At 61.2% G+C, this 8,940-nt stretch carries 12 protein-coding genes; 1 reads left to right on the forward strand and 11 read right to left on the reverse strand.

Annotation, left to right across the window (positions count from 1 at the left end; genetic code table 11):
- From HU811_RS21555 to ccoN (HU811_RS21605), 11 genes are all read right to left on the reverse strand, one after another.
- A partial coding sequence (locus HU811_RS21555) for a hypothetical protein (RefSeq protein WP_186658001.1) occupies window positions 1-300 on the reverse strand: 300 nt, incomplete at its 3' end.
- Between the two features lie 90 nt (window positions 301-390).
- Window positions 391-801, reverse strand: coding sequence for a type II toxin-antitoxin system VapC family toxin (locus tag HU811_RS21560; protein WP_186658003.1), 411 nt, complete (start codon window positions 799-801; stop codon window positions 391-393).
- Window positions 801-1,055 carry a type II toxin-antitoxin system Phd/YefM family antitoxin gene (locus HU811_RS21565; RefSeq protein ID WP_186658005.1) on the reverse strand — a complete coding sequence of 85 codons (255 nt, stop codon included), beginning with the start codon at window positions 1,053-1,055 and terminating at the stop codon, window positions 801-803. The genes HU811_RS21560 and HU811_RS21565 overlap by 1 nt, the downstream gene beginning before the upstream one ends.
- Before the next feature lie 148 nt (window positions 1,056-1,203).
- Window positions 1,204-2,187 carry a cytochrome-c oxidase, cbb3-type subunit III gene (gene ccoP, locus HU811_RS21570; protein WP_092403065.1) on the reverse strand — a complete coding sequence of 328 codons (984 nt, stop codon included), beginning with the start codon at window positions 2,185-2,187 and terminating at the stop codon, window positions 1,204-1,206.
- Window positions 2,184-2,369 (reverse strand): CcoQ/FixQ family Cbb3-type cytochrome c oxidase assembly chaperone, encoded by a 186-nt coding sequence (locus tag HU811_RS21575; protein WP_003183474.1) that lies wholly within the window; start codon window positions 2,367-2,369, stop codon window positions 2,184-2,186. The genes ccoP (HU811_RS21570) and HU811_RS21575 overlap by 4 nt, the downstream gene beginning before the upstream one ends.
- A 5-nt stretch (window positions 2,370-2,374) precedes the next feature.
- Window positions 2,375-2,983, reverse strand: coding sequence for a cytochrome-c oxidase, cbb3-type subunit II (gene ccoO, locus HU811_RS21580; RefSeq protein WP_014339380.1), 609 nt, complete (start codon window positions 2,981-2,983; stop codon window positions 2,375-2,377).
- Window positions 2,983-4,425, reverse strand: coding sequence for a cytochrome-c oxidase, cbb3-type subunit I (gene ccoN, locus HU811_RS21585; protein WP_047227187.1), 1,443 nt, complete (start codon window positions 4,423-4,425; stop codon window positions 2,983-2,985). Before ccoN (HU811_RS21585) ends, ccoO (HU811_RS21580) begins: the two co-directional genes overlap by 1 nt.
- 482 nt (window positions 4,426-4,907) lie before the next feature.
- Window positions 4,908-5,861 carry a cytochrome-c oxidase, cbb3-type subunit III gene (gene ccoP, locus HU811_RS21590; protein WP_092459065.1) on the reverse strand — a complete coding sequence of 318 codons (954 nt, stop codon included), beginning with the start codon at window positions 5,859-5,861 and terminating at the stop codon, window positions 4,908-4,910.
- Window positions 5,858-6,061 carry a cbb3-type cytochrome oxidase subunit 3 gene (locus HU811_RS21595; RefSeq protein ID WP_092403069.1) on the reverse strand — a complete coding sequence of 68 codons (204 nt, stop codon included), beginning with the start codon at window positions 6,059-6,061 and terminating at the stop codon, window positions 5,858-5,860. Before HU811_RS21595 ends, ccoP (HU811_RS21590) begins: the two co-directional genes overlap by 4 nt.
- Before the next feature lie 4 nt (window positions 6,062-6,065).
- Window positions 6,066-6,674 (reverse strand): cytochrome-c oxidase, cbb3-type subunit II, encoded by a 609-nt coding sequence (gene ccoO, locus HU811_RS21600; protein ID WP_092403071.1) that lies wholly within the window; start codon window positions 6,672-6,674, stop codon window positions 6,066-6,068.
- 10 nt (window positions 6,675-6,684) lie between these two features.
- Window positions 6,685-8,109: a cytochrome-c oxidase, cbb3-type subunit I gene (ccoN, locus tag HU811_RS21605; protein WP_186658007.1), complete on the reverse strand. Its 1,425-nt coding sequence runs from the start codon at window positions 8,107-8,109 to the stop codon at window positions 6,685-6,687.
- Between the two features lie 96 nt (window positions 8,110-8,205).
- Between ccoN (HU811_RS21605) and HU811_RS21610 the strand changes: the two genes are divergently transcribed.
- Window positions 8,206-8,892 (forward strand): alpha/beta family hydrolase, encoded by a 687-nt coding sequence (locus HU811_RS21610; RefSeq protein ID WP_186658008.1) that lies wholly within the window; start codon window positions 8,206-8,208, stop codon window positions 8,890-8,892.
- Window positions 8,893-8,940: the final 48 nt, after the last annotated feature.

The raw sequence follows: 8,940 nt of genomic DNA on the forward strand, positions 1-8,940 counted from the left end.
CTGCACCGTGGGCGGGAAGAGCGCGTTGCCAATGCCTTCGCAGATATTACTCAGGCCTTCGTCGGCCCCGGTCTTGCTCATGGCAAGGCCCACGACCGCACCCACCACCGCACCGAGCAGGAAGCAACCCAGGCCACCCGTGGCGACGGTGATGCCGGTGGCGGCCACCACGGCAGCGGTCGCCAGGGCGGTGATGGCGATATTCGCCGCCACTTCCAGCACGCCGCCGAGAATGTCGGCCATCATCGAGGTGTGGTTCAGTGCATCGCCCAGGCGAGCGGCCCAGAGCGCGTCAGACATGCCGAGGGCTCATCGTTGCGCGCTGAAGTGTTTCGATGTCCATTGCGCCTATCTCCTTGGCGGTAATTGATGGTCCGTCGCGACGTTATATTAGCTTGACCATGGATTGAGCAAGGCCACGCCGCTGCTTTGGAAATCAGTCACATTGCGGGTGACCACGGTCAGGCCATGGACCAGTGCGGTGGCGGCAATCAGTGCATCGCATTCATTGCTGCGATCCGGTACGTGCAGGCGAGCGCAGCGCAGCGCCACGGCGCGGTCGACCGACAGGATTCTTCCGGCGAATGCGGGCATGACGTGGTTATCCAGCCATGCGCGCAGGTGGCTGCCTTGCACCGGGTCTTTGCGTTCGAAGCGCAACACGCCGGTTTCCAATTCCAATACGGTAATCGCCGAGACGTAAAGGCTGGGGGCGGGCACGCTACGCGCCCAGGCCTGTACGTTTTTATCGGCATGAGGCTTGCGCAGTTCCGAGATGACGTTGGTGTCGAGCAGGTACATCAGGACAGGTCCACCGGTCGAGGAGAGATGACGGCACGTTCGGTATCGAAATCAATATCTGGCGTGTCGGACATGACCAGCAACTCGACAATGCTGGTGCCGATGCCGGTCAGTTTCTGGTACTCCTCAATGCTTAGCAGCACATGGGCCGGCTTGCCACGGTCGGTGATGATGACCGGCCCCTGGCGGGTGGCTTTTTTGGCACCACTTGTGTCGTGGTTGAATTCGCGGCTGGAAATAGTGGTGATGGACATGGCGGCGTCCTCAATAGAACTGAATGTAGGCACGTTACTACCGCTGCTGATTGCGGGCAAGATAAAACAATTTCGTCCTAACGCACCGGCAAACAAAAGGCCCCGTCAACGTTGGTTGACGGGGCCTTTGGTACATCAAGCGTTGGCTTTACTGGGCGTCAGCCGCAGGAGCCTTTTCACCGTGAGACAAGCTGTAGACGTAGGCAGCCAGCAGGTGGACCTTGTCGTTACCCTGCAGATCGGCCTGGGCAGGCATCTGGCCCTGGCGACCGTAACGGATGGTCTGCTGCAGCTGAGCGAAGCTCGAACCATAGATGAAACCAGCCGGGTGGGTCAGGTCAGGTGCGCCCATCGCAGGCGTGCCCTTGCCGGCTGGACCGTGGCAGGCCACGCAGTTGGCCGCGAACAGCTTCTGGCCGTTGGCCGGATCGGCCTTGGCGCCTTCCGGCAGTTTCCGGCCGTGCAGACTGGTCACCACGTAGGCGGAGACGTCGGCAACACCTTGCTCGCCAACCACGGCAGCCCAGCCCGGCATCACCGCATGACGACCGCCCATGATGGTGGTCTTGATGGTTTCCGGCTCACCACCCCAGCGCCAGTCGGCGTCGGTCAGGTTCGGGAAGCCATAGGCACCCTTGGCGTCGGAACCGTGGCAGACCGAGCAGTTAGAGGCGAACAGGCGGCCACCCATCTTCAGGGCTTGCGGGTCCTTGGCGACTTCTTCAATCGGCATGGAAGCGAACTTGGCGAAGATCGGGCCGAACTTGGCGTCCGAACGAGCCATTTCCTTTTCCCACTCGTGAACGCCGGTCCAGCCGGTCTGGCCGTTGGCGAAAGGGGTCTGCTTTTCGGTGTCCAGGTAGTTATACCCTGGCAGCAGGCCTTTCCAGTTGCCCAGGCCCGGGTAGAGCACCAGATAACCCAAGGCGAAGATAATGGTGCCCACAAACAACATGAACCACCATTTAGGCAGTGGGTTGTCGTACTCTTCGATGCCATCGAACGAGTGACCAACAGTCTCGTCCGTTTGTTCGGCGCGCTGGCCCTTACGGGTCGACAGCAGCAGCCAGGTCAGGGCGAAGATCGTACCCAGACTGAGGACTGTGACGTACAGACTCCAGAACGTAGTCATTCTTTGTTACTCCTAGAAGCTTGCTCGACGTGCTTGATGGCTTCGGGATCATCCGCGAACGGCAGCAAGGTCGCGTCGTCAAACTCCGACTTGCGCTTGGGGCTGAACACCCACAACGCCAGACCGATAAAGGCCACCATCACGACGACGGTGCCCAGGCCACGAATCATCCCGATATCCATCTAAATCACCGTTTGCTTTTGATGATGGTGCCCAGGCCTTGCAGATAGGCCACCAGCGCGTCCATTTCAGTCTTGCCCTTCACGGCATCCTTGGCACCGGCGATGTCTTCATCGGTGTAAGGCACGCCCAGGGTCCGCAAGACTTCCATTTTCTTGGCGGTGTCTTTGCCGTCGAGCTTGTTTTCTACGAGGAACGGGTAAGCCGGCATTTTCGACTCAGGCACTACGTTGCGCGGGTTGTACAGGTGCGCACGCTGCCAATCGTCGGAGTAGCGGCCGCCAACACGGGCCAGGTCCGGGCCGGTACGCTTGGAACCCCACAGGAATGGGTGGTCCCAGACGCTTTCACCGGCGACCGAGTAGTGGCCGTAGCGTTCGGTTTCGGCGCGAAACGGACGGATCATCTGCGAGTGGCAGCCGACACAGCCGTTGGCGATGTAGACGTCGCGACCTTCCAGTTCAAGAGCGGTGCGCGGCTTCATGCCTTCGACCGGCTTGTTGGTCACGTCCTGGAAAAACAGCGGAACGATCTGGGTCAGGCCGCCGATGCTGACGGCGATGACCATGAAGAAGGCCAGCAGGCCGATATTCTTCTCTACTGTTTCGTGCTTCATCAGTGAGCTCCAACTACGGCGATCTTGGCGGCGGCTTCAGCTTCGGCCGGGTCAGAGGCACGAACGGTGCGATACACGTTGTAGGCCATGAACAGCATGCCGCTGGCGAAGAACGCGCCGCCCAGGGCACGGACGATGAAACCGGGGTGGCTGGCTTGCAGTGCTTCGACGAACGAGTAGGTCAGGGTGCCGTCGTCGTTGATTGCACGCCACATCAGGCCCTGGGTGATGCCGTTGACCCACATCGAGGCGATGTAGAGCACGGTGCCAATGGTGGCGAGCCAGAAGTGAGTGTTGATCAGGCCGGTGCTGTGCATCTGCGCACGACCGAACAGTTTAGGGATCATGTGGTAGATCGCGCCGATGGAAATCATCGCAACCCAGCCCAACGCACCAGCGTGTACGTGGCCGATGGTCCAGTCGGTGTAGTGGCTCAGGGAGTTGACGGTCTTGATGGCCATCATCGGGCCTTCGAAGGTCGACATGCCGTAGAACGCCAGGGAAACCACCAGGAACCGCAGGATCGGGTCGGTGCGCAGCTTATGCCAGGCGCCCGAGAGGGTCATCATGCCGTTGATCATGCCGCCCCAGCTCGGAGCCAGCAGGATGATCGACATCGCCATGCCCAGGGACTGTGCCCAGTCCGGCAGCGCGGTGTAGTGCAAGTGGTGCGGGCCGGCCCAGATGTACAGGGTGATCAGCGCCCAGAAGTGGACGATGGACAGGCGATAGGAATAGATCGGACGCTCGGCCTGCTTGGGCACGAAGTAATACATCATCCCCAGGAAGCCGGTGGTCAGGAAGAAGCCCACGGCGTTGTGGCCGTACCACCACTGGATCATCGCGTCGGTGGCGCCCGAGTAGGCCGAGTAAGACTTGAAGAAGCTGACCGGCAGGGACGCGTGGTTGACGATGTGCAGCATGGCGGTCACGACGATGAAGGCACCGTAGAACCAGTTACCGACATAGATGTGCTTGGTCTTGCGCTTGACGATAGTGCCGAAGAACACCAGACCGTAGGTCACCCAGACGATGGCCAGCAGAATAGCCAGGGGCCATTCCAGCTCTGCGTATTCCTTGGTGGTGGTGAAACCCATCGGCAAGGTCACGATCGCACCAACGATGACCGCTTGCCAACCCCAGAAGGTGAAGGCGGCGAGGCTGTCGGAAATCAGTCGCGTTTGGCAGGTTCGCTGCACGACGTAATAGGAAGTGGCAAACAACGCACAACCACCGAAGGCGAAGATCACCAGGTTGGTGTGCAGCGGGCGCAGGCGTCCAAACGTCGTCCATGGCAGATCGAAGTTCAACTCCGGCCAGACCAGTTGCGAGGCGATGAATACACCGAGCCCCATGCCAAGGATCCCCCAGACCACCGTCATGATGGCGAACTGGCGGACTACCTTATAGTTATAAGCAGTCGGACTGATTGCTGTGCTCATTCTAAGGTTCCACGGTTTGGGTGTTTTATTAGGATAAAAATCGGTCGCAAGTATGGAGAAAGCGGGGGGTCATTGCAACGCGCCATGACCTGGGTCAATGCTTTCCAAAGCAGATTCTGCGGCCTTTCCATGCGTGACGTAGGGACAAAATCGGGCCCCGGCAAATTGTCGCGGCGAAGGAAAGAGGCGAGGGGGTCGGGTCGGTTGTAACGGGGTGTGTTCCAACACGGCGTTCGGGTCATGGGAGACCCTGGGCGCAATAGCCGGTATCTACCGGCCTTTGCGGCCATTTTATCGAACGGATTGTGGGACACATCGGCTCGGATCGACCTGAAACCGGCAATCGCCAGTGCATGCTCGGGCAAGCTTAGACCCGATTGCAGGTAACCGAAAGGCGCGAAGAGAAGGGGTGCGACAATGAGTCGCGCAGGGGCACGGAACAGCCGCACCCAGATGGATGCGGCTGTTCGTGTGGTCAGGATTTATTCGCTTTTGCGTTCAGCTTGCAGGCGCTCGGTGCCCGCCGCGTGGGACAGGCTGTAGACGTAAGCCGCAAGCAGTTGCACCTTGTCATTGCCGAGCAGCTCATTCTGCGCTGGCATATGGCCCTGGCGGCCATGACGGATGGTCTGTTGCAGTTGCGCCAGGCTGGTGCCGTAGATGAAGCCGGCCGGCAAGGTCAGGTCTGGCGCGCCCATGGCTTCGGTGCCTTTACCGTTGGCACCGTGGCAGGCGACGCAGGTGGTGTTGAACGCCTGCTGGCCTGCTTGCAGGTCGGCGCCGCTGTCTGCCGGCAGCGGCAGGCCCGCCAGATCATGGCGCACATACGCGGCCACGTTCTTGACGCCGGCTTCGCCCAGCACTTCGCCCCAGGCCGGCATCGCGGCCATGCGACCGCCCATGATGGTGGCCTTGATGGTTTCGGCACTGCCGCCCCAGCGCCAGTGGCTGTCGGCCAGGTTCGGGAAGCCGAAGGCACCCTTGGCGTCCGAGCCGTGGCAGACCGAGCAGTTGGAGGCGAACAAGCGGCCACCCATCTTCAATGCCTGCGGGTCCTTGGCGACTTCTTCCAGCGGCATGGCGGCGAACTTGGCGAAGATCGGCCCGAATTTGGCGTCGGCCCTGGCCATTTCCTTTTCCCATTCATGGGCGCCGGTCCAGCCATTTTCGTAGCCGGGCAAGATGCCTTTCCAGTTGCCCAGGCCCGGGTAGAGCACCAGGTAGCCGACGGAAAACACCAGGGTGCCGGCGAACAACAGGAACCACCACTGCGGCAACGGGTTGTCGTACTCCTCGATGCCGTCGAAGCTGTGGCCCATGGTCTGGTCGACACTGCCCTTGGTCTCGCCCTTGCGGGTGCCGATCAGCAGCCAGGTCAGACCGATCAGGCTGCCGATGGTCAGTACGCTGATCCACGTACTCCAGAAGGTGGTCATGGCCGGGTGCTCCTTGTTGCGGGGTCTTGGGGGTTGGCGATGTCGGCGGGCGGCTCGTCGGCGAACGGCAGCAGGCGTGCTTCGGCAAATTCCGGGCTGCGCTTGCTGCTGAACACCCACAGGGTCAGGCCGATGAAGGCCACGAACACCACGACCGTGCCCAGGCCGCGGATCATTCCAGTGCTCATTTCAAGGAACATAGGCTCACCTCTTGCTCTTGATGGCAGTGCCGAGCACTTGCAGGTAGGCCACCAGGGCGTCCATCTCGGTCTTGCCGTTGAGGGAGGCCACGCTGGCGCTGATGTCGTCATCGGTGTACGGCACACCCAGGGTGCGCATGGTGCGCAGCTTGGTTTCGGTGTGGCTGCTGTCAACCGCCTGAGTCACCAGCCATGGATAGGCCGGCATCTTCGACTCGGGCACCACGTTGCGCGGGTTGTACAGGTGGGCGCGATGCCAGTCATCGGAGTAGCGCGCGCCGACCCGGGCCAAGTCCGGCCCGGTGCGCTTGGAGCCCCACAGGAACGGGTGGTCCCAAACGCTTTCACCGGCTACCGAGTAGTGGCCGTAGCGCTCGGTCTCGGCGCGGAACGGACGGATCATCTGCGAATGGCAGCCGACGCAGCCTTCGCGGATATAGATGTCACGGCCTTCCAGTTGCAGCGCGGTGTAGGGCTTCATGCCGTCCACCGGTTTGTTGGTCACGTCCTGGAAGAACAGCGGCACGATCTGGGTCAGGCCGCCAATACTCACGGCCAGGACCATCAGCAGCATCAACAGGCCGACGTTTTTTTCGATTGTTTCGTGTTTCATGGCGGACTCCTCAAGCCATCTGCGCGGCAGCGGCGGCTTCGTCAGGCTGGTAGGCCCGCACGGTGCGCCAGGTGTTGTAGGCCATCAGCAACATGCCGAAGAGGAAGATTGCCCCGCCCGCCAACCGCACGACGAAGCCAGGGTGGCTGGCCACCAGGGTTTCGACGAAGGAGTAGGTCAGGGTGCCGTCCTCGTTCACCGCACGCCACATCAGGCCCTGGGCGATGCCGTTGACCCACATGGAGGCGATGTACAGCACGGTGCCGATGGTCGCGAGCCAGAAGTGCGCGTTGATCAGGCCGATGCTGTGCATTTGGGGGCGGCCGAAGACTTTCGGGATCATGTGATACAGCGCGCCGATGGAAATCATCGCCACCCAGCCCAAGGCACCGGCGTGAACGTGGCCGATGGTCCAGTCGGTGTAGTGGGAGAGGGCGTTGACAGTCTTGATGGCCATCATCGGGCCTTCGAAGGTCGACATGCCGTAGAACGCCAGGGATACCACCAGGAACCGCAGGATCGGGTCGCTGCGCAATTTATGCCAGGCACCCGAGAGGGTCATCATGCCGTTGATCATGCCGCCCCAACTCGGCGCCAGCAGGATCAGCGACATCACCATGCCCAGCGACTGTGCCCAGTCCGGCAGCGCGGTGTAGTGCAAGTGGTGCGGGCCGGCCCAGATGTACAGGGTGATCAGCGCCCAGAAGTGCACGATGGACAAGCGATAGGAATACACCGGACGCTCGGCCTGCTTGGGCACGAAGTAATACATCATCCCCAGGAAGCCGGTGGTCAGGAAGAAGCCCACGGCGTTGTGGCCGTACCACCATTGCACCATCGCATCGGTGGCCCCGGCATACACCGAGTAGGATTTGGTGAAGCTCACCGGCAGTTCCAGGTTGTTGACGATGTGCAGGATCGCCACGGTCAGGATGAACCCGCCGAAGAACCAGTTACCGACATAGATGTGTTTGGTGTTGCGCTTGGCCACAGTGCCGAAGAACACGATGGCGTAGGCGACCCAGACGATGGTGATCAGAATGTCGATCGGCCACTCCAGTTCGGCGTATTCCTTGGAGCTGGTGTAGCCCAGCGGCAGGCTGATGGCCGCCAGTAGAATCACCAACTGCCAGCCCCAGAAGCAGAACGCGGCCAGTTTCGGGGCGAACAATTGAGTCTGGCAGGTGCGTTGCACCGAATAGAACGAACTGGCGAACAGGGCGCAGCCGCCGAAGGCGAAGATCACCGCGTTGGTATGCAACGGGCGCAGGCGGCCGAAGCTGGTCCACGGCAAATCGAAGTTGAGCTGTGGCCAGACCAATTGGGCCGCGAGAAAAACCCCGAGCCCCATGCCGACGATGCCCCACACCACCGTCATAATGGCGAATTGGCGGACCACCTTGTAGTTGTAGGCGGTACTGATAGATGTGTTCATGGTTCCCCATCCACGGTTCAGCCGAAGTGAGCGCCTGCGCAAGGCAGTGCGGCGTTCTTCGCCTGGAGTTATAGGCAGACTAAAAGCGAGGCAAGCATGGACAAACAGCACAAGGCCAGTATTGATAGAGATCAATGGGCGCGATGTGTGGCCGAACACGGCTGGCTATGGACAGCGGCGCAAACGGGTGTCAGCGCCGAGCCACCGACCCTGATCCTCGCCCATGGCGCCGGAGCGCCGATGGACAGCGGGTTCATGAACGAAATGGCCGCGCGCCTTGCCGGGCATGGCATCAACGTGTTGCGTTTCGAGTTTCCCTACATGGCTCAACGACGCCTGGACGGCGGTAAACGTCCGCCGAACCCGACTCCCAGGTTGCTGGAGTGCTGGCGCGAGGTGTACGCCACGGTGCGGCCTTATGTCGCTGGGCGGCTGGCCATTGGCGGCAAGTCCATGGGCGGGCGCATGGCGAGCCTGCTGGCCGATGAGCTGGAAGCTGATGCCCTGGTGTGCCTGGGGTATCCCTTCTACGCGGTGGGCAAACCGCAGAAGCCGCGGGTCGAGCACTTGGCAGAACTGAAGACCCGGACCTTGATCGTCCAAGGCGAGCGTGATGCGTTGGGTAACCGCGAGGCAGTGCAGGGTTACGTGCTGTCACCGAGTATCGAGGTGATGTGGCTGGAGGCGGGGGATCATGATCTGAAACCGCTCAAGGCCTCGGGGTTTAGCCATGAGCAGCATTTGGAGGCGGCGGCGGGCAGGGTGGCCGGGTTTCTTCAGTAGGCTCCTTGCTGGCTATCAAGGCCTCATCGCGAGCAGGCTCGCTCCCAC

The sequence above is a fragment of the Pseudomonas tehranensis genome (genome assembly GCF_014268615.1).
Lineage (GTDB): Bacteria > Pseudomonadota > Gammaproteobacteria > Pseudomonadales > Pseudomonadaceae > Aquipseudomonas > Aquipseudomonas tehranensis.